Genomic DNA, 20,557 nt, shown 5'->3' on the forward strand with positions numbered 1-20,557 from the left:
GAGACCTCGGACGGGTCGCTGGCGACCTGAGGCAATTGGCGACGAGTGTCACTTCGCCTGCCAAAGCAGCATATCAGGAAAGTCATCGAGAACGTTCTGATAGCCAATCGCCAAGCGATGCCCACTCTCCGTGAGCGCGAGGCGGCATGGTCCGACGCTTGTTCCCTCCCAGGCGGGGTCGAACAGCACCCCGAATAGACGAGCATGCTTCACCGACCAAATTCTGACGGCGCCGCTCTGCGATGAGGAGACCAACGTGTTGCCATCGCGTGAAAAGAGCGCGTCGGCGACGCCCACTTCGTGCCCGCCAAACTCCGCGGCAAGCGTTTCGGTGCGCAGATCCCACAATCTCAGCACGCCGTCGCGATGCCCCGATGCCAGCAGGCGACCGTCGGGGCTGAAGCAGACCCAGTCAACTTCCCCGCGAGCCTTGAATTGCGCCGTCGTGCGAGCGCTGGAACGCTTGACGACCGTGACGACTCCCGCTTCATCGCCCAGCGCAAGCCATTTTCCGTCCGTCGAATAGCAGACCGATGAGGCGTCTGCCGCTTCAAGGGTCGAGTGGAACGTTTCGGCGCCAGTTTTCGAGTCCACGATGGACAGATGCGCCGCCCCGACCAGCGCTAATTCGTCCCCGCGGGGTGAATAGGCGAACTTCTCCGGACGCTCCCTCAACTTGATCGTGCGCGCCTGGGCGTCCGAGGGCCTGACTGTGACTACCGCGGCGTCGTCCCGAGCGACGATCGAGAACTCATCGCTTTGCGGCGCCCAGACGGGATATTGAAAGGCCCTGCCTGGATGCCGCCGTCGAAGCGTCGTTGAACCGTCGTCTGCGTTCACCGCTCCGTAACCGTGCAGGCTCGTATACGCGACGTACTTTCCATCGGGCGAAAGCACGACGCCGGTCAGGCTCGCTTCGCCGCACTCCAGCGGCGTCGCTTGGTTTCGAGACAGATCCCACAGGCGAATGGCTCCGTCAGCGCCAGCCGTGGCAAGTCGTGTCGCATCGACGAACTGCAGACTCAGCAATTCTCCGTCGTGCGCGTGGATGATTCGGGGGCGACTATTGATGACGGCGTCGCCTCGTTGCAGCTGCACCAAGAAGACCTCGACGACGCCGTCGCGATACCCGATGCCGATGGAAGTCCCGTCCGCAGCGATGGCCACGTCAGTAAGCCGGTCTCGCGAAACGGGCGTTTGGGCGGCGATTTTTCCCGACTTCGATTCAAACAAGTATGCGGTCGAATCATACTTTTCACCGGCCAGAATGTACTCGCCGCACGCTGAAGACCGAGCCACGGTCAATTGGCCTCGATGCCGGGCGTCGAGCGACGCGTCCAGCTCGCGCGTCGGCTGCATGGAACCGGGGTCGACGAATTGAATCACGCCGACGGCCGCGTCGGCGTAACCGGGCCGACGATTGGGAACGAGCAGCGCTCCATTCGGCGAAACCTCCAGCGATTCGATGCGAGCCGCCGAAGGGAGCGTCGTCGAGCTACGTTCCTCCAACGACAGCTTGACGACTTCATGATAGCGCGATCCCGCAAACAAGCTCTCTCCGTCGGGACTGAACGCCAAAGACTCGAACGTAAAGTCACTGGTTAAGACCTCTGAAATCTCAGCGCCGTCTTCCAGGTCGCAGAGATAGGCGACGTTCGATTCAACCGCCGCCCACTTCCCGTCGCCGGACACCGCGACTGAGTTGAGCGGCTCATTGCACACAGTGACGGTGCGCAATAGTTTACCGCTGGGCAGGTCCCACAGACGCAACGTCCCGTCGGCGCCGACGCTCGCGAGCCGACGGCGGTCTGGAAAAACGGCGATCTCGTTGACAGGCCCGACGTGGCCCAGCAGTTCTAGATGATCCGGAGGAGCGACCGAGTCGTGTAGAACTCGCCACTCGAGCCCTCGGCGATCGGCCTGCCAAGCGGCGGGTGTGTGCCGCCCCAGAATTTCACGCGCCTCCTCGCTTGATCCTTGGCCCCACGCCGAGTAGGCAGCGTTGAGATCGGCCATGTACAGTAGATCTGCCGTGTCGCGCAGCGACCGCTGGATCAACATGACGCTAGCGCCCAGCAGCAGGATCAGCGCTCCTCCAAAGACAAGGCTGGCCTTGGCGAGCGCTTGATGCCTCCGCGCCCACTTCAACGCTCGATCCGCAATCGTCGGCCGTTTGGCCTTAATTGGCTGATCGTTTAGAAATCGTCGGAGATCGTCGGCGAACTCGCCGGCCGATTGATATCGATTGGAGGGCTCTTTCTCGGTGGCCTTGGCGACGATGATCTCTAAGTCGGTAGCAATCCAAGGATCGACTTGGCGAAGCGGGCGGGGGTCGCGCTCCATGATCTGGCGAATCACGGCCGGACGATCGTTCCCCTCAAACGCCGGCTTCAGGGCCAACATCTCGTAGAGCGTAATGCCGAGTGCATAAACGTCGACGAGGTGATTCGCCGCCGGGTTGCCCTGAAGCCGCTCCGGGCTGGCGTACTGGAGCGTGCCCACCAGATCGCCGGTGCACGTCACGCCCGCGTCATCCTGGAGTCTTGCCAATCCAAAGTCGGTGATCCACAGTTTACCGGCGGGGTCGATGATCAGGTTGGCGGGTTTAACGTCTCGATGGATTACTCCTCGCTCGTGAGAGAAGTGCAGTGCTTCGGCGGCCTGGCGACCCCAGTCAGCGACCCTGTCAAAGTAACGTTCCGCGTGTGACCGCGACGCGCCGAACGAATGCTGCGCTGCATCAGTCTCCGCCATGTGTGGGGGCGGTACGGCAGCGCCGGTCGTCGCGACGGACGCGGCGCCAGCTTTCCCCGCCGCCGACGTTCGCTCCGCATAGAGCTCCGCTAAACTGACGCCGCGAATCCATTGCATCGCATAGTAGTGGACGTTCTGCTCGCAACCGATCGAGTAAATCGGCACAATGTTCGGATGGTCGAGCGTGGCGGCCGCTCGCGCCTCGAGTTCGAATCTGGCGAGACGTCCTTCGTCAAGAAACGCCGCCTGCGGCAAGACTTTTAGGGCAACCCTGCGACGAAGCGACATCTGCTCTGCTTCGTAGACGACCCCCATGCCGCCCCGACCAATTTCGCGGACGATGCGAAAATCGCCCAAGACGGCGGCCGCCGCCAACGGCGCAGGGGCAAACGCGGCGGCGGGCGGCCAGACGCGATGGAGGAGGTCGACGCAGGCGATCGCTTCGCCGTCGCTTATGCACATTCCGGAGGGAAGGGCGGGCGACGACTCGTCTCGGCCCTTGGCTTGGTCGTACGCCACCAGCGTTTCGACGGCCGGCTTCGACGGCGCCTCGGATTCAGATCCAGGTCCGATCACGTCCCACCGCCTAAAGCGCTCAGTTGTGACGCGAGTCGCTTCACGGCGCGTGCCCAAAGCTTTTGCGCTGCTTCTTCAGAACAATCGAGCGCTTTGCCGACTTCGTCGAACGATAAATGGAGCTCATTGCGCAGTCTGATTGCAAGTTCCTGTCGCGGCCGAAGCGACCGCAGCGCCGCTTCGAGCCGCTGCTGCTCTTCATGGGCCATGAGCACCCGGCTCGGCGTCTCCTGGTGTGCTGAGACTAGGGCGATGTTCCAGCCGGAGAGGTTCGGTTGCCGTTGTTCGCGCGCCAAGTTGCGCTTGTCCGTTCCGCGAAAGCGGCGATTGGCGGTCTGCAGCCGGTGCCGCAGAATGCTTTGCACCCAGGCAATCAGCTCGCCGCGAGTCGTCCCTTTGAACCCGCCGATCGCTTCGAACGCCCTGAGAAAGGTCTCCTGAACGATATCTGAAGGACTGACTTTGACCGAGAGACCGGCGTCCAACTGCTGCTCGGCGCGCCGGTGTAAATAGGCTCGCAGGCTGTGAAACAGCTCGTCAATCGCGTCACGATCCCCTCGTCGTGCGGCGTCGATGCGCAATTCCCAGGCGTTGGGGGGCGATTCCATGAGAAGCTAATGATAAGGCGGAATCGAGCGGCGTGGACGTTGATTCGGCGACGGGTCTCCTTCCATGACTTTATGCCCAGCTGACGAGAAAAAGTCAAACAAGCCAGTTCGCGCTTGGCGCTGCCATGCTTGAGTCGATTCGCCGGGCCTCCCAGGGACGGTAGAAAACCACGGCCTTAATCACTCAGTTTCGTCGTCCGCTTTCGCAGATTACGGGGTCTTTATCAGTGGGGAGCTCTGCGTCGCTCACGCATCACGTCTCTACTTGCCGGTGGGAGGCGTGCCAGACAAAAAACGCGAATACTCATTTAACCCATGCGATTTGACATTCTCTTTACGCGGGGACCCCTCGATGGGCTGAGGCTGGACGGCGACACGTCCGATGCCGACGCTGACGGCGAGTTTGCCAGCGAATGCTTTCGTCGCTCTGGCGCCGGATTGGTCGGCACGCTATTCGAAACCCTCGATCCTCGCTTATCAGCATCGAGCGACGCCGAGCCAACCTAAGTCAAACTGCATCAGTACGAGGTCGAGAGCGCAACTTCCTACTGCGTCTCAAGCGGCTCGGCACTGGTACCGGTGCACATCGAAGTGAAGGCAGTCTATCAACGGTCATCGATTCATTCCGCATCGCTCGACGAGTGGCGTCTCTCGTAAAGCAAAACTCCCGTCGCCTCATCGCCCGTCATTCGAGGGTACGCCAATCTAGAGGCGGCAGGACGCATTGGCCGCTGCGATCTGCGGCATGTTGGCGCCGTTCAACCCCGAAACCACCATTCGCAACGCCGAAACCTCGCAAGTCGTCATCGCGGTTCTGTCTCATTGTTCCCGGCGATACAGTCCGAGTGAATTCGTCTGGGCGTCTCATCAATCGTTCAAGGTTTCACTGGTAGTTCCAGGCAGACATGGCCTGATTGAGCGTCCCATTCAGTACTACTAGCTGGGATGCCACGGCAGCGCAGATCACGTGCATCAGTGCCTTCTGTTTCTCAGAGAGATTACGCTCCGTTAAATGATCTAGACAAAGTGTATTGAGATCGTCTATTGTCGATGTCGCCCATGTGACGTTCCCTTTCCTGCGGCGTCCGAAGTCGATCGCATCAATGTCGAACCGGCGCTCAATTGCGGCAACCCGCGCACAAGCGATGAAACGACGTCTGCTGCGGACTCCCGTTAAGCCAGCAGATCCTTTACGACCGCCGCAGGGTTCACGCCAGTGAGGCGGAAATCGAGCCCCTGCGAGCGAACGGCAAGTCGCTGGTGGTCGAGGCCCAGTAGATGCAGCAATGTCGCATGCAAGTCGCGGACATGCACGGGGCGGTCCACCGCTCCGAATCCGAACTCATCGGTCTCGCCGTAAACCTGTCCCGCCTTGAAGCCGCCGCCGGCGAACCACATCGTGAACGCATCGATATGATGGTTGCGCCCGGTCGACTCGCGCACCTCCCCCATCGGCGTGCGACCGAACTCGCCGCCCCAGATCACGATCGTTTCCTCGAGCAGACCACGCTGCTTCAGGTCGCGAATCAACGCAGCGCAGGGCTGGTCGATATCTCGGCACTTTTCCGGAAGATGTTGCTCCAGGTTTTCCGTCGTCCCCCCATGGTGGTCCCAGTTGGTGTCGTATAGCTGCACAAAGCGAACGCCGCGCTCCACCAGTCGACGCGCTAGCAAGCAGTTGCGGGCGAAACTCGCTTCGGCAGGGTCTTTGATGCCATAGAGATCGAGCGTTGCGCGGCTCTCGCCGCGAATGTCCATCAAATCCGGAGCGCTGGTTTGCATCTGATAGGCCATTTCGTACGCATTGATGCGCGTCGAGATCTCCTCGTCGCCGGTGTCCGCGAGCCGCTTCTCGTTTAGCTCCCTCAGCGCGTTGACGAGCATCTGCTGTTGCACTTCGCCGATCGAAGGAGGCGTGGAGAGATTGACGATCGGATCGCCCTGGCTGCGCAGGGGAACTCCCTGATACGTGGTCGGTAGGATGCCGCTCCCCCAGAGGACGGCGCCGCCGCGCGGGCCGCGCGGGCCGCTTTGCAGAACGACGAATCCGGGCAGATTGTGGCATTCGCTACCCAGCCCGTAGGTGATCCACGATCCCATGCTCGGCCGGCCAAACTGGCCGCTTCCCGTATTCATCAACAATTTAGCCGGCGCGTGATTGAAGAGGTCCGTCTTGCAGGTGGCGACAATGGCGATGTCATCCACGATGCCGGCCGTATGCGGCAGCAAGTCGCTGACCCAGGCCCCGGACTCGCCATACTGTTTGAACGAGTGTTTCGAGCCAAGCAGGTTGAGTCCATGACTGCTATCCATAAACGCAAACCGCTTGCCCGCGACATAGTTCTCGGGTATCGGTCGGCCGTTCCACTCAGCGAGCTTTGGCTTGTACTGGAACGTCTCGAGTTGGGAGGGCCCGCCAGCCATGAAGAGGTAAATGACGTTCTTCGCTTTCGGCGCGAAATGGGGCAGCTTGGGCTCCAACGGATGGCGCAACTTCAAGTCGTCGGCCGCGCTGACTCGACATGCGTCCTCCAGCGCAGCCAGTGCGATCGCGGCGACTCCGATGGAGCAGCGTTGAAACAAATGCCGCCGCGTGACGCGACGCAGTTGGTGATCAGAATTCATGGCGTTCAGTCACGAGTGACGGTTTCGTCGAGATTTAGCAGAGTCCTTGCAGCGGTTAGCGCGTCGAGTCTCTTCAAGACGGCCAGTTCATCAGCTTCCGGCGACCGGGCCAGACAGCGTCGGAAGGCCGTCTCCAGTCCGTCTTTCTTGATAATCTGTTCGAGCGCGACGGCGAACTCCATAAAGGCGGCATCGTTCATGAGCGTCAGCGCCTGCAGCGGGGTGTTGCTGCGAATGCGGCGGGTGCAACAGCTGACGCCATCTGGAGCGTCGAACACGTTCAGGAACGGCGGCGGCGATGCGCGGTACGCGAACGTGTAGAGGCCGCGGCGGTTCTTATCCGCTCCTGGGCTGACCGTCCATTCGCGCGCCACCTGCCCTTGGCTCATTACGCCAGCGGGGATCGGCGGATAAACGGGGGGCCCGCCCAGTCTAGGCGATAGCAGTCCGCTCGCCGCGAGTCCGACGTCGCGAATGATCTCAGCGTCAAGGCGAATCCGCTGCTGGCGGCCCAACCAGTAGTTGCGTGGATCCGCGTCGCGAAGTTCCGGCCGATCGGCCGAGCGCTGTCGATACGTATGGGAGGTGATGATGAGGCGATGCATTTCCTTCAGGCTCCACTGGCGCTCCATAAACTCGACGGCGAGCCAATCGAGCAGTTCCGGATGGGAAGGCGCGGCGCCTTGCAGCCCGAAGTCATTCTCGGTTTCGACAATCCCGCGTCCAAAGTATTGCTGCCAGATGCGGTTCACGATGACCCGAGCTGTCAGCGGATTCTGCGGACTGACGATCCAGCGCGCCAAATCGAGTCGGGTGGGCCGGCCTGATGGCGGTGGGAATGGATGGAGCGCCGCAGGCGTCCCTGGAGCGACTTCCTCACCCGGGCGGGTGAAGTCGCCGTTGATCAGCACGGTCGTTTTCCGCGGCTGCGGCAACTCCGCCATGACCAGCGTCGTGACGGGACGGTTGAGCGCCTCATCGAGTTCCCAAAGCCGGTCATGGAGCCGACGGAATGACGGGTCCTCGCCGAACCCCGCGGCGAACAGCGTCCGAGTCTGTTCGCCGGTGCGCCGTTCGGGGGGCAGCGCGAGGATCATTTCGATCTCCGGCGACAGGCCGCTTTTCATCTCCGGCGTAAGCCCTGATTCCCAGGTGGCAAGCTCGCTGGCACGACTTGCGACGTACGCATGCGCCTGCCGCTCAGCTTCCGCGAATTCGGCCGTCAGTCGATCGACGTCGACGCCGGGCCCAAAGACCTTCATCGCCGGCTCGTCCTGACTATTGAAAAAGGCAAAGAGTCCGTAGAACTCCCTCTGTTCAATCGGGTCGAACTTGTGATCGTGGCACTGCGCGCACCCCACCGTGAGCCCCAGCCAGACCGTGCCGGTCGTCGCCACGCGATCGAAGATGCCGTCGATCCGGAACTGCTCTTTGTCGATTCCTCCTTCCTCATTGATTTGCGTATTGCGATGGAAGCCAGTAGCGACTTTCTGGCTTTCGGCGGCGCCGGGCAGTAAATCGCCGGCGAGTTGCTCGATGGTGAACTGATTAAACGGCATGTCGGCGTTCAACGCTTCGATCACCCAGTCCCGATACTTCCAGATCTGCCGCGGCGCATCAATCGAGTAGCCATTACTGTCGGCGTAGCGGGCCTGGTCGAGCCACCAGCGTCCCCAACGCTCGCCGTAATGCGGACTTCGCAGGAGTCGATCCACGAGGTCGTGATAGGCGGCCTCCGCATCGATGGCCGACGCCTCTAGAAACGAATCGACCTCCGCCAAGGTCGGCGGCAGTCCGGTCAGGTCGAGCGATGTCCGACGGATCAGCGTCGCGGCGTCTGCCAACGGCGACGGAGCGAGTTTTTCCTGATCAAGTCGCGCCTGGATGAATCGATCGATCGGATGATCCGTCCACGAGATCGGGGGAAGAACAGGTCGTCGGGGAAGCGCCAGCGACCAATGCGCCTCGTACACCGCGCCTTGGTCGATCCACCGGCGCAGCGTCTCCTTCTCGTCTGCGGTGAGACGTTTGTTGGAATGCGGCGGCGGCATCACTTGATCGTCGTCCGACGACATGATGCGTGCGATTAACTGACTCTTCCCCGAGTCTCCGGCAACCACGGCCGCCGCTCCGGCCTGTGCTGACGTCGCGCCTGCGCGAGTATCGAGGCGCAATCCGGCTTCGCGAGCCGAAGCGTCGAAGCCGTGACAAGCGAAGCAATTTTCGGAGAGGATCGGTCGCACGTCGCGATTAAAGCGCACCTCGTCCGCGCGAGCTTTCTCCGCCGCGCATAGCGCTCCGCGCTGAACCAGCAAGAGGACGGCGAGACTGAGAACCTGGCGTCTCATCATGGCGTGACCACCGACTAAGTCCGGGACGAATATGGATTTATCATACTCGAGCAGTCCTCAAGAAGGCATTCCGCCAATCGACAAATCGCCAACCGATCGGTTAGAGCGATGACAAAGCTGCAGCCAGCTTGCACGTCAGGCAGCAGGTGGCTGGAAAACAACAGGCTCATGCCCTTGATCATCGTCAAGTCGCGAGCAAGCTCAAGAATCTCCGGTTGTCGTGCAGGAACCACGTGATTGGTCGGCTCGTCGAGAATGGGGAACTTCCCTAATGGACGACTGCGGACGCGAACTTCAGCCGCTGCTTCACTCCCCTCGAATAAGACTCGACGTTGCGTTACGCGTCTCGCCCAGCCCTGCGAAGCCGGACGTCTCATGGGCTCGTTGCAGCGCGTCGGTCAGCCCGATGTCTGTCGGCTCGCCAACGTAGGCGACGAACTCGACCCCTTCGGTATGGGAGAATAAGGGCGATCGACTCAATGGGCGCCAAAAGCGGACGCCGCGCGATGGCGTGCGCGCGAGCATTGATTCATTGCGATCGGCGTGGGCAAACACTGGGAGTGTGTCGAGAGCCAATCGTTCCGGCGAAGCAGGCGGGAGAAAACTACGGGCCGATGTGAACCACTCTCAGACTCAACGCCGCGCCGTGCGCAGTGCTCGATGAACGATGTCCGGGAGGCGGGGTTGTGACAATCACGCCTGCCGTCCGGACTTGGCTGGTTCGCCCCCGTCTTGCGCAGGCCGCCGGAGTATTGCGCCAACCCACTCGACGCTCTGGGCGGAGCGAACGACTCCGCAGCAAGCACTCTCTGCGTGCACCAAAGTGTGCTGTGAACCTAAGCGGCAAGAAACCGGCAAGCTTGCGCCGACCAGAGGAGCGCAGAGTATTATTCATCGGCAGCGCCGGTACTTCTCCTGCGGCGCGCTGTTCAGCCGGGCGGCGCCGAGGCGTTGATGTTCGACCCTTCATCGCCAAGGCCCGCCCGGCGCTTGTCGAGCGCCGTCAACTGTGTGCTGCTTCGATTGCAGCGAAAACGACTTCGCGGCCGGCTACGCCGGGGCCACGCTGGCCAAGGCGGCCGGCCTTATCCCCCGGATCGCCGCGGGCGAGAGCGACGCCCTGCTTAGTGCCGGAGTGATGCCGCGAGGCATGGCCGACTCTAGCGGACGGTTTGAAAGTGCGATCGATCAGAGGCGACGCCAAAGCCATAGGCCGTCGCTACGATTGCTTGGCGATGCCGCGAGACGTCCGCCACCTGTGATACTCCGTGTGAAGCAACCGCTGTGGCCATTCGCGGTACCACGGCGTCCCCGTGCGGCGTTCGCGTTCGCGCTCGCTTAGTGCATACCGCTTCACCTTATCCTGACCAACGAACACTGGACGGTTGGTGCCGATCTCATCATGCCGCGCGCAGATGGGCGCAGCTGCTTCGTCCGATAACGGGACGACGTCGAAGTCATTCGTGCCAAACTTGCACTCGTCCGGCCGGACCGTTGCGATCGCTCGGGTAACGCTGCGACGAGCGCGGGAAGTCCAACGGGCCGCAGATGCGACGTTCACTAAGGCGGTAAGCGGTTTGCCTCGTGCTGCTAGGAGGGCGGTCCACTTCTGCTGACCCAATCCGGACCGGAGCCGCCTCCGCCTCCGTGGTCCGTTCCAACGGTCAATCTGTCCGACTTCATCAGCAATGGCAATGTAATTCGCGGAAGCCTCCATGGCGTGCCTCTGCCCTAGTCGTCAGACTCACTGCCTATCAAGTCATCCGTTGTCGTCTTGGGCGCAAACCAGGGGTAAATTGCCGGCACCACAAGACTCGTCAGCAGCGTGCTAGTAATTAGGCCTCCGATCACGACGGTCGCAAGCGGGCGCTGCATTTCGGCGCCGTCGCCGTTTGACAGCGCCATGGGAATGAACCCAAAACTCGCGACCATCGCCGTCATCAAAACAGGTCGAAGCCGTGAAAGGGCCGTCTGTCGAGTCACTTCGCGCAAAGGCAACCCGCTCCGTCGCGCATGTTCGGCCGCGCTCACCCAGACCAATCCATTGAGCACGGCGACGCCGAAGAGGGCGATGAATCCAACTCCAGCGGAGATGCTGAACGGCATGCCGCGCAGGAACAATGCGAAGATGCCTCCACTGGCAGCCATCGGCACGGCCAGAAAGATCAGCAGTGCCAGCGAAACCGACCGAAAACTTGTATGCAGCAGTAGGAAAATCAACAGCAATACCACCGGCGTGATCAGCGCCAGTCGTCGGCTCGCCGTTTGGAGATTCTCGAAGTCGCCGCCCCACCGGATCTCGTATCCGCGCGGAAGGTCCACCTTAGTTGCGACCGCCGCCTGAGCGTCGCCGACGAAACTCGCCACATCACGGCCGCGCACATTGGCGGCGATGAAGGTGCGCCGGCGGATCGCGTCGTGTTCGACGCTTGCAGGAGTTTCCGCGACGAGGATATCGGCAAGTTCCCCCAGCGGAATAGTTCTTCCTCCAGCCTGGCCGACCGGCAATTGCTCCAGCATTCCAATCTCCTCGCGCCACGCCGCCGGCACGCGAACGACGATCGGAATTCGAGCGCGGCCCTCCATTACCAGGCCGACCTTTCGCCCCCCCAAGGCTTCGATGACGTCGAACACTTTAGAGGCGTCGATGCCATACCGTGCGAGGGCGTCCCGGCGCGGGAGAATCGTCAACGTTTGCAGATTGGCTTGAAAGTCGGCCTTTACATCAGCGGCCCCCGGCACGTCCTGCAGCACCCGTTCGATCTCTTTCGATTTTTTCGCCAGCACGTCAAGGTCGTCTCCGTAGAGGAGCACGGCGACATCCGATTTGACTCCCGCCACAAGTTCGTCGACTCGCATTTCGATCGGCTGCGTGAACCCAAACGCCACGCCGACGATGTTTTCTTTGAGTACGGCCGCCATTTCTGCGATCAGCTCGTCTCGCGTCATTCCCGGACGCCACTTGTCGTGAGAGTGAAGAATCACCCAGACGTCAGTCTGATGGACGCCCATCACGTCATTGGCTATTTCTGGCCGTCCTGTTTTGCAGAACACGGTGCGGACTTCAGGGAACTTGAGAAGCAGCCGTTCGATTTGGGTTCCCATTTCCGTCGCGCCCTCGATCGTGGCGCTGGGGAGACGCACCGCTTCGATCAGCAGATCTCCTTCCTCAAGCCGCGGCATGAATTCGGCTCCCAAGTTCATGGCGACCGGAATGCTAAGCATGAACACGATCAATGCGCTGGCCGTCGTCATGACGGGACGTGAAATGGCCGCTCTCACCATGGGTCGATAGACGACCTTGATCATCCGCACGAGCCACACGTCATGATCCTTGATCGAACGGGGCAGGGCGATCGACGCCAGCGCCGGCATCAACGTCATGGAAAGGATGAGGGAGCCCAATAGCGCAAACAGAACCGTCAGCGCCATTGGCCGAAAAAGCTTGCCTTCGGTGCCCTGCAGCATCAGCACCGGCAGGTAGACGACGGCGATAATCAATTCCCCGAACATCGTCGGTTTGCGGACTTCAATCGAGGCGTCGCGAATGACCTCCAGACGCGATCGCACGCCTCGGTTTTCCGCTAGCCGAAGGATGCAATTCTCCACCATGATGACCGACGAGTCGACGATCAACCCGAAGTCGATGGCTCCCAGACTCATCAAACTCGCCGAGATGGCCGTCGCGTACATGAGATTGGCGGCGAAGAGCATCGACAGCGGGATCGCGAGCGCCACAATCAGGCCGGCTCGAACGCTTCCTAGCATGACCAAGAGCACTAGGATGACCAGGGCGCCCCCTTCCAGCAGATTCCGGACGACCGTGTGCAGCGTCCTGCCGATTAACGCCGAGCGGTCGTAAGTGATCTCCAGTGAGACGCCCGAGGGGAGAACTGACTCGATGGCCTTCAAGCGTTCCTTCACGCGCGCGACAACGTCGCGAGAATTCTCGCCGATCAACATCATCACCATGCCCGTCACTGCCTCGCCCCGCGCGTCGCGAGTCACCGCTCCCTGCCGCGTCATTGGCGAGATCTCAACATCGGCGAGGTCGCGAAGCAGTATCGAGTGTCCCTGATCGGTGCGTCGAATGACGACGTTGAGGATGTCCTCTCGGCTCTTCAATAACGCCTCTCCGCGAATGAACCGCTGTTCGCCATGGTGCACAACGTAGCCGCCGCCGATCGAGCCGTTGTTTTCCTCCAAGCGGCGAAAGATCTCGTCCAGCGTGACGTCGTTGCTCGCCAAACGATCCGGGTCGGGTCGAACTTCAAACGTTTTGTAGGCTCCTCCGTGCGAATTGATCTCCGTCACGCCGGCGACTTCACGCAGTTTCGGCGCAATCTCCCATTCCAGAATCGTTCGCAGCTGCATCGACGAGTAGTTCTCGCACCGCACTTCGAACTGCAGGATCTCTCCGAGAGCGGTGGTGAGCGGACCCATCTCGGGCGTCCCGTATCCGGCCGGAATCGCGGCTGCCGCCACAGGCAATCGCTCTGAGACTAACTGACGGGCTCGGTACAGGTCGGCCCCTTCCTCGAAGACAATGGTCACGACGGAGATGCCGAACTTGGAAACGCTACGTAGCTCTTCCACGTCGGGAAGCCCGCTCATCGTCGATTCGACAGGGTAGGTGACGTAGCGTTCCACTTCGACGGGCGACAGCGAGCCGGCGTCGGTGATGACAGTCACCTGCACATTGGTCATGTCAGGAACGGCGTCGATCGGCAACAGGACCGCGCAACGAGCGCCGGCGATCGCCATGATCGCCGTCGCGGCGAAGACCAGAAAGCGGTTGGCGAGCGAAAACTCGATCAGTCTTTGAAGCATTGTCGGCTCGATAAACTAGATAAACTAGTAGTTGCCCTGACAAGCGAGGTGCGTCGCGAGTCACTCGTCACCACCGACCATCAGCAATGCACTTTTTAAGAAGAAAGCTCCCTCGCTGACGACGGGCGTTCCCTTCGCTAAGCCTTCCAGAATTTCAAGACGCCCACCCTCCTCGCCGCCCCGTCGTACGTCGACGCGCCGAAATTTCGTCGTTCCTACTGGGACGAAGACGAACGACTGACCGTCATGCACAACGACGGACGACTCCGGCACGGTCACTGCGGCTCTCGACGGTCCTGCCGGGATCGTCATGCGGATAAACAGCCCAGGACGTAGACGATGGTCGGCCGACTCAAGCCGTGCGACGAGCGCGGCGGCGCCCGTCGCCGCGTCGACGCTCCGACCGACGACCAGGACCTCCGCCGCGTAGCGCTCATCCGGCAACGCGGGCGTCGTGACGACGACCTTGGCCCCAACGTCGACGTCGATCGTCGCCCAGTCTTGTTCTCGCACGTCGGCGACCGCCCACAGACGACTGGTGTCGGCAATCACGGCAATCGCATCGCCGGCTGAAACTCGCTCCATCACGGCGAGACTACGCTCCTCCATCGCTCCGTTGATCGGCGCGACAATTTCGACCTGCGAAAGCGAAGCCTCGGGCGACGCTTCGGCGACCCCTTCGTCGATTGTCCGGGACGACGGCCCGAGCAGTAGCTTCAGATCCTGCCTGGTTACTTCCAACTGTCGCTGCGCGTCCTCTGCAACGGCTGTCGCTTTTTTGCTCAGCTGTTCAACGTCGAAGAGTGACTGCTCGATCGCCGACTGAAGTGCGGCTTGAGCGGCTTGACGTTCGCTCTCACGCTCCTGCCGCACCTTCCCCGAGACGGCCCCCGAGGCGGCGGCCTCCTGAATATTGTCGGCCATGACGTTCGCCAGTCTGACGCGCGTGTAGGCAGAGACGAGTCGCTCGCGATAGTCGCCCACGGCGTGATACTGGAGAGCGGCGTCGATGTCCCGCGGTTCCTTCTCTTCGCGTATCAGTTGGACGAGCAAGAGAACGCCATCCTTGATGTTCGTGCGCCACTCGGCTTGTCGTTGTGCTAACTGCAAGTCGGCTTCGCGCCGCTTGACCTTGGCGCGGGCGGCGCCGACGTCGGAGCTGCTCAGGACTGCTAAGGTCTGGCCCGTCGCGACGAAGTCGCCTGGACGGACTCTGAACTCCGTCACGACGCCATTGAACGCCGCTTTGACAGCGACGTGACGGTCTTGATCATAGGTCAGACGCCCAGGCACTGTTCTCGTCGGCTGAAAGATTGTCTCGCTCGCCACGCTGGTTTTGACGTTACCCCGGCCTAACTGCTCGGGGGACAGCGTTACGATCTCGCGCGTCCCCTGTTCGGATGGCTCCGAAGCCGTTGGCGGATCCGCTGGGCGCTGAGAAGTTCTCCAAAGGCTTAGCGTCGCCACGACGCCGATCACCACGACGCCAACGAGCGGGTAGACGAATTTCAGTTTCATGCGGAAGTCCCCTCAGCCGTCAAGCGACAGTAGAAGAAGCGCGCCTTGCGGGGCGAAGCGTTTGGTGCAGAGCGAGCGCCGAATGACGCTCAGAGTCGCGGTGCTCAGAAGGGCTTCAGTCGGAAATCGTTTGCACGAGCTTCGACTCACGATCAGCACCGTTGGGCGTGATCAACGCCGTGACACGCCAATCAGCGCGCAGAGCGGCACATTCATGTAGGAATGCATGAATCCAACGTTGCGACTCGCGGATGCGACGACGCCTGCGGGAGAGCACCAGTGCGCAGCAAACGGCAATACCAGTTGCGGCAGAATAACGACGTCGACCGTCGCCGACTGAACATCAATGCAGGCAACCGCTGCCGTCGCGCCTGCGCAGAAGATCGGCGGCGGATCTCGATCCTCGAGCGCCTTCTCATCCCGTCCCAGTTCCCACGGGAGGATAAAGTGCCAGTGCCAGCGTCCCAGGTCGGCGTCGCCCTCGAAATGGTGTCGCCGAACGTGAGCCGTCGGAGAGCCGTCAAACGCCAAGTCCTGACCGTGGCTATGCAACAGCGGAATGGGAAACTGGAGCGCGATCACCCAGTATGCCGCCGCTTGCATGGCTCGCCGAAGCAGTAAGTTGAAAGCGTAAGTCGTCATCGCCAGGATCGACTGGAACACGTGGACTCGACAAGACGCGAGCCGAGACCTCTACTTCCTTGTAGTTCGATCTTGGCGTGCCGTCAACTCAATCCAAGCGTCGGCTTACTTGCTTGATTGGCAGAGCGCTCCAATCGTCTCCCGCACAAGGCGCCAAGTAAGTTGGTCTGAAGTCTGTCAGACTGACTCCTCGACGTCTCCTCAATTCAACGCAGTCGGACATCGACTCCGCTTGATGAGATTGCATCTCAATGAGATTGTCGATTCAGTCAGGGTAGATCACCTACACCGCCGCGCCGAACAGGGCGCCAGCGCCGGCCGTCAGCGCCATTGCGAGGGCACCCCAGACGGTGACTCGCCAGGCTGCTTTGACGACTGGCGCACCGCCGACGTAGGCCCCGAATCCTCCCAGCAGTGCCAGAAGCAAAACGGAAGTGCCAATCACGGCGGGCATCAGCATCGTGGTCGGTCCGATCAGGACGGTCAGCAGGGGAATTGCAGCGCCGACGGCAAAGGTGGCGGCTGACGCGAGCGCCGCTTGAGTTGGTCGCGCTGTCGTGATTTCGGAAACTCCAAGCTCGTCGCGAGCGTGCGTCGACAGGGCGTCGTGCGCCATCAATTGTGCAGCGACCTGTTGCGCCAACTTGGGTTGCAGCCCGCGACGAACGTAGATTGAGGCGAGTTCGTTCCTCTCAAAATCGCCATTAGCGGCCAGCTCGGCCCGCTCGCGGTTGAGATCGGCTTGCTCGGTGTCGGACTGCGAACTGACCGAGACGTACTCGCCGGCCGCCATCGACATGGCTCCGGCGACCAGCCCTGCGACGCCGGCGCTGAGAATCTCACTGCTGGCGGCGTTCGCCGCCGTGATGCCGACGACGAGGCTGGCGGTGGAGACGATGCCGTCATTGGCCCCGAGGACCGCAGCGCGGAGCCAGCCGATGCGGTCAGCGCGGTGCTGTTCTGGATGTCCAAGCAGCATGGCGTCCTCGATGATTTTCTGCGTTCAAACGACAAGCAGACGTTGTGTTTAGCGGCCCGTAGACCGGCAACTCGCCATGGTCGCCAACACTTAGGGCCACAAGACGAAGCTTGCAAATTCTCGCCATTCTTCTGTGATCGCGGCTTGCTGATTTGCGGCCTACGCGGCGGGTATTTGCCAAGGGTCTGGGAATTGCCTCTGACAACTGTTGTGACGTCGCAATCTGCGGGCCACGGCTGAGAAGCCCAGTTTGGCGGGTGTTAGCGGTCAACGGGGCTTCCCAGCGCTGTGCGTTTGGGGGCGCTGCACAGTGCGATTTGGATTCGGGCCGCGAAGTGTCAAAGGATTCGCAAAATTCTCTGGCGGAGAGTTGAGCGGCGAGCAACTTCTCTTTGATGAAGAGTCAACGAATCGCCATCTATGTTTACTTTTAGGAGGGGGATCTCATGATGAAGATGACCAAAGCATTGCTCACGGCGGCGCTGGCGCTCGCTTGGTGCGATCGGCCGGTGCAAGCGCAAACGATGTTTGGGAGTTTAAGCAATTTTGACGTGGTTAACGATACGGGGGAAATCTGTCGCGGCTTCGAGATCGAGCTCGAAGGGATCAGTCCGACGGAGATTTTTTACGCGTTTGGCAACCCATACATCCGGTACGGCGATCCGACGATTACCGCGACGGCGACGGGAAGCATCGTCCGTTACGCGAGCGGATTCGACGGGACCAACTGGGCAGTCGGCACGCCTGTTCCGGCGGGGCCGTTTCCGACGGGCGGCCATGAATGCTTTTATCCAGCGTACGGGGGCGATCCCAATTATGAAACGCTGGGAGGCGAACACTTTGGCGTCGCACTCAACGGCAACCCGACAAACACGACCTACCGTTGGCTGCTGGGAGACGCTGCCGGCAATCTCGTCGCGTCAGGATCAAACGTGAAGGTTCCCGCGCCGATTTGGAACGTGCAGCCGCCGGCGAACCCAGCCGCGCCGGCAGCCGTTCAAGCGGTGATTCCCGCGTTGCCGAAGGAACATCCCGAAGACCTCTTCGGCGAAGCGATGTGGGTGAAGGTGTTTGTGACCGAGGCGGCGGAGCCTGCGGAGTTGGAGCATCTACTGCCGGGCGATCCAGCCGTGCCCGATGGTTCCGAGCCGGCGGAGGTCGAGATCGAGTGGCAATTGCTCCAGGCGGGCAAGAACGGCGTGGACGAACTGGACAGCGGCCTCGACGACATGGCGGCCGATTCGGAATCGGTGACGCGCCGGTACGAGTTCTACAAGTACGTTGGCCCCTACAACGATGAAGGCGAGGCAGAGATTGAGGACGCCGACCTCTTTCCGGATGCGGTCGGCGAATTTCTGGGCGCTCAAAATGCAGCGTTTAATTTGGCGCCGTTCGTGGTTCCCGAACCGAGCACGCTCGCGCTGGGTTTGGCGGGAGTGATCGGCGTTGCGGCGAGCCGGCGACGCAGGCGCATCGGCGGCTAACGCCGCAACGAGTTGTTTTCGCGTACCGAGGCCCGTCAGGCGCATTCGACTGACGGGCCTCTGAGCGGTTTCAAATCGCCCCCTAATGGCCCAAGGCGGCATGAGGGGGCGCAGAAGGAGGGCGGTATGAATCGCTTCAAGCCTCTCGCCGCGGCAATACTTCTGTATTGGCTTCACGGCAGCGCCGCACTTGGGGCGACGGTCGTGTTCTTCGACGATACGCAGGTCGCGACGCCAGTGGCGTCTGGAATCACCTGGGACACGGTCAGCAGCAACGGTTATCTCTTTACTTACACCAGAGATAAACTGTTCACCGGCGGCATCGGACCCGATCCCATCGGGCGGATGGTGCGCGTGCCGTGGCCTGCGGGGGTGGAAGCACAAGCCGTGACCACGCCGCCCCCGGGGGTGACGGATTACAAGGCGCGACTCACCTTGCGGCGCGTCGACGGCGACGTGTTCGATCTGACGGCATTCACGGCAAAGCTGCTGGCGAACACGGCCGGCGCCGGCGCCAACATCGAGATCATGCCGAAGTTGCAGGGAGAAGATGGCTTCAATGATCCGCTCTACTTTAACGCGAGCGGCTATTACGGCAGCAACTTTTCTTACGATACGACGCCGAACTATTTGGGGAGTACGGCGCTGCTGAAAGGATTCGATGAGTACGTGATCAGTTTGTACGTCGACTACGCGCTGACCGCCCTGACGCTGGAGGGGGCGCTAACGGCGTTGCCTGGCGACTTCGACGCGGACGGTCGCGTGGACGGCGCCGACTTTCTCGTGTGGCAGCGCGGAGAGTCGCCCGCGGGGGCCACGGCGTCGGATTTGGCGCTCTGGCAGGCGAACTTTGGGGCCGCAGCGCCGCTGGCCGCAGTTGCAGCGGCCGTGCCAGAGCCGGCCACGCTTTTTCAGATCACGATCGCAGCGGGAGTATTTCTTCTGGCGCAGAGAATCTTCGGAATTACGCTCAGCCGCTAGACAGGGTCTGATGGCGGGTTAAGCACCTCGGATGGCCAGGGTTCCTCCGATTCACCGCTGTGCATGGATCGATCTTCAGGGCGGACGGCGATAGTTCGGGGACATCACTCGAATCAACTGTAAAAGTCAATTGCCGCGCGTAACGACTGCGCGCTAACTCCCACGATGAGTCGCGAGTCGGCCAGTACGGCGCCGGCGGTCACGTCATTCACACCCGTTCGATCGGCGATGGCTGTCACCGCCCATCGCAGGGCGTCGGCTCGCACAGTCGTGAATCCGACATGTGACGCTTTCGGCTCAGATGTCAGCATGATTGCGGCGGAACAACATTTGCGGATGAGCGACTTCACGAGCAGCCTCGTGTTAAAAGTCGCGGTCCGAACGACCACTAACTGGAGAACTGTGCGACATGGCCAAGGTGCTGATTTGGGATTGGCCGACGAGGATTATACACTGGCTACTAACGCTGGGATTTCTAGCGTGCTTCGGCATTGCTCAGTTGGCAGGCGAGCATAGCGCCTGGTTCCCGATTCATATGATTCTCGGCGTCTCGCTTGGGTTCGTCGTGCTGCTTCGAGTAATGTGGGGATTCATGGGAACGCGCTACGCTCGATTCAGTTCGTTCCTTTACAGTCCTTCCGCTCTTTTCGCTTACCTGAAGGGTACGCTGTCGGGGAAGGCTCCCCGATTCGCTGGACACAATCCGGGCTCAGCTTACGCGACCTTCGCCATGTTGCTGCTTATCGGCGTGGTGGTCGTCACCGGGCTACTTATGTCCAGTGGCAGCGAGGCCGCCGAAGAGATGCACGTCCCTGCCGCCTATGCCTTAGCCGCCGCCGTCGCGACTCATATCGTTGGAGTCTTTTGGCATACGTGGCGGCATCGCGAGAATCTGACGCTCACCATGGTCACTGGGTGGAAGGAGGCGCCGCCCGCGGCACGCATCGCATCAACACGTCCGGTAGTCGCTGCGCTGTTCGCCGTCGTCATCGCGGCGGTGACGCTGGGCCTATTCCGCAACTACGACTCTGCAAAGCAACAGACGACGGTACCGTTTGCAGGCACGGTCATTCGCCTTGGCGAAGTTGAAGGAGGCGAAAGCGACGGCAGACGGTCTCGCGACGGCGACTGATGATCGTCCGCATTCAAGTCGTCTACGGCCCTGCTTGCGGGGGGCGATCTCTGCGGCGGCGAACCCCCATGCCTCGC

At 61.3% G+C, this 20,557-nt stretch carries 13 protein-coding genes; 4 read left to right on the plus strand and 9 right to left on the minus strand.

Translation table 11 applies throughout. From position 1 onward, the window contains the following. Window positions 1-48: 48 nt before the first annotated feature. Window positions 49-3,330 carry a serine/threonine-protein kinase gene (locus I41_RS11215; protein WP_145432635.1) on the minus strand — a complete coding sequence of 1,094 codons (3,282 nt, stop codon included), beginning with the start codon at window positions 3,328-3,330 and terminating at the stop codon, window positions 49-51. Further along, a complete protein-coding gene (locus tag I41_RS11220) occupies window positions 3,327-3,938 on the minus strand; it encodes a sigma-70 family RNA polymerase sigma factor (RefSeq protein ID WP_145432637.1) in 612 nt (203 codons plus the stop codon). The genes I41_RS11215 and I41_RS11220 overlap by 4 nt, the downstream gene beginning before the upstream one ends. 315 nt (window positions 3,939-4,253) lie before the next feature. Between I41_RS11220 and I41_RS11225 the strand changes: the two genes are divergently transcribed. After that, window positions 4,254-4,445 carry a hypothetical protein gene (locus tag I41_RS11225; protein ID WP_145432638.1) on the plus strand — a complete coding sequence of 64 codons (192 nt, stop codon included), beginning with the start codon at window positions 4,254-4,256 and terminating at the stop codon, window positions 4,443-4,445. 666 nt (window positions 4,446-5,111) lie between these two features. Here I41_RS11225 and I41_RS11230 read toward each other — a convergent pair. The 7 genes from I41_RS11230 to I41_RS11260 form a co-directional block, all read right to left on the minus strand. Then, on the minus strand, window positions 5,112-6,563 hold the full coding sequence (locus I41_RS11230; RefSeq protein ID WP_145432640.1) for a DUF1501 domain-containing protein: 1,452 nt from the start codon (window positions 6,561-6,563) through the stop codon (window positions 5,112-5,114). Between the two features lie 5 nt (window positions 6,564-6,568). After that, window positions 6,569-8,914: a PSD1 and planctomycete cytochrome C domain-containing protein gene (locus I41_RS11235; protein ID WP_210421161.1), complete on the minus strand. Its 2,346-nt coding sequence runs from the start codon at window positions 8,912-8,914 to the stop codon at window positions 6,569-6,571. A gap of 1,219 nt (window positions 8,915-10,133) precedes the next feature. Then, window positions 10,134-10,475 carry a pectate lyase gene (locus tag I41_RS11240; RefSeq protein ID WP_210421162.1) on the minus strand — a complete coding sequence of 114 codons (342 nt, stop codon included), beginning with the start codon at window positions 10,473-10,475 and terminating at the stop codon, window positions 10,134-10,136. A 170-nt stretch (window positions 10,476-10,645) separates the two neighbouring features. Then, complete coding sequence (locus tag I41_RS11245; RefSeq protein WP_145432643.1) at window positions 10,646-13,744, minus strand: efflux RND transporter permease subunit; 3,099 nt, start codon at window positions 13,742-13,744, stop codon at window positions 10,646-10,648. A gap of 60 nt (window positions 13,745-13,804) precedes the next feature. Further along, complete coding sequence (locus I41_RS11250) at window positions 13,805-15,262, minus strand: efflux RND transporter periplasmic adaptor subunit (protein WP_145432645.1); 1,458 nt, start codon at window positions 15,260-15,262, stop codon at window positions 13,805-13,807. Between the two features lie 171 nt (window positions 15,263-15,433). Further along, complete coding sequence (locus tag I41_RS11255) at window positions 15,434-15,904, minus strand: hypothetical protein (protein ID WP_145432647.1); 471 nt, start codon at window positions 15,902-15,904, stop codon at window positions 15,434-15,436. A gap of 283 nt (window positions 15,905-16,187) precedes the next feature. Beyond that, entirely contained in the window at window positions 16,188-16,883 is a 696-nt protein-coding gene (locus tag I41_RS11260) for a VIT1/CCC1 transporter family protein (RefSeq protein ID WP_145432649.1), read from the minus strand. 449 nt (window positions 16,884-17,332) lie between these two features. Between I41_RS11260 and I41_RS11265 the strand changes: the two genes are divergently transcribed. From I41_RS11265 to I41_RS11275, 3 genes are all read left to right on the plus strand, one after another. Further along, complete coding sequence (locus I41_RS11265) at window positions 17,333-18,367, plus strand: PEP-CTERM sorting domain-containing protein (RefSeq protein ID WP_168206817.1); 1,035 nt, start codon at window positions 17,333-17,335, stop codon at window positions 18,365-18,367. A 126-nt stretch (window positions 18,368-18,493) separates the two neighbouring features. Further along, window positions 18,494-19,348: a hypothetical protein gene (locus I41_RS11270; protein ID WP_145432653.1), complete on the plus strand. Its 855-nt coding sequence runs from the start codon at window positions 18,494-18,496 to the stop codon at window positions 19,346-19,348. A gap of 409 nt (window positions 19,349-19,757) precedes the next feature. Then, window positions 19,758-20,480, plus strand: coding sequence for a cytochrome b/b6 domain-containing protein (locus I41_RS11275; RefSeq protein ID WP_145432654.1), 723 nt, complete (start codon window positions 19,758-19,760; stop codon window positions 20,478-20,480). Window positions 20,481-20,557: the final 77 nt, after the last annotated feature.

The sequence above is a fragment of the Lacipirellula limnantheis genome (genome assembly GCF_007746075.1).
Lineage (GTDB): Bacteria > Planctomycetota > Planctomycetia > Pirellulales > Lacipirellulaceae > Lacipirellula > Lacipirellula limnantheis.

Excerpts from the sequence above, each read along its gene's own strand:
- I41_RS11270 (WP_145432653.1), top strand. The coding sequence starts at position 18,494 with ATGAATCGCTTCAAGCCTCTCGCCGCGGCAATACTTCTGTATTGGCTT.
- I41_RS11275 (WP_145432654.1), top strand. The coding sequence starts at position 19,758 with ATGGCCAAGGTGCTGATTTGGGATTGGCCGACGAGGATTATACACTGG.
- I41_RS11255 (WP_145432647.1), bottom strand. The coding sequence starts at position 15,904 with ATGACGACTTACGCTTTCAACTTACTGCTTCGGCGAGCCATGCAAGCG.
- I41_RS11235 (WP_210421161.1), bottom strand. The coding sequence starts at position 8,914 with ATGATGAGACGCCAGGTTCTCAGTCTCGCCGTCCTCTTGCTGGTTCAG.
- I41_RS11250 (WP_145432645.1), bottom strand. The coding sequence starts at position 15,262 with ATGAAACTGAAATTCGTCTACCCGCTCGTTGGCGTCGTGGTGATCGGC.
- I41_RS11225 (WP_145432638.1), top strand. The coding sequence starts at position 4,254 with ATGCGATTTGACATTCTCTTTACGCGGGGACCCCTCGATGGGCTGAGG.
- I41_RS11265 (WP_168206817.1), top strand. The coding sequence starts at position 17,333 with ATGAAGATGACCAAAGCATTGCTCACGGCGGCGCTGGCGCTCGCTTGG.
- I41_RS11260 (WP_145432649.1), bottom strand. The coding sequence starts at position 16,883 with ATGCTGCTTGGACATCCAGAACAGCACCGCGCTGACCGCATCGGCTGG.
- I41_RS11230 (WP_145432640.1), bottom strand. The coding sequence starts at position 6,563 with ATGAATTCTGATCACCAACTGCGTCGCGTCACGCGGCGGCATTTGTTT.
- I41_RS11220 (WP_145432637.1), bottom strand. The coding sequence starts at position 3,938 with ATGGAATCGCCCCCCAACGCCTGGGAATTGCGCATCGACGCCGCACGA.
- I41_RS11245 (WP_145432643.1), bottom strand. The coding sequence starts at position 13,744 with ATGCTTCAAAGACTGATCGAGTTTTCGCTCGCCAACCGCTTTCTGGTC.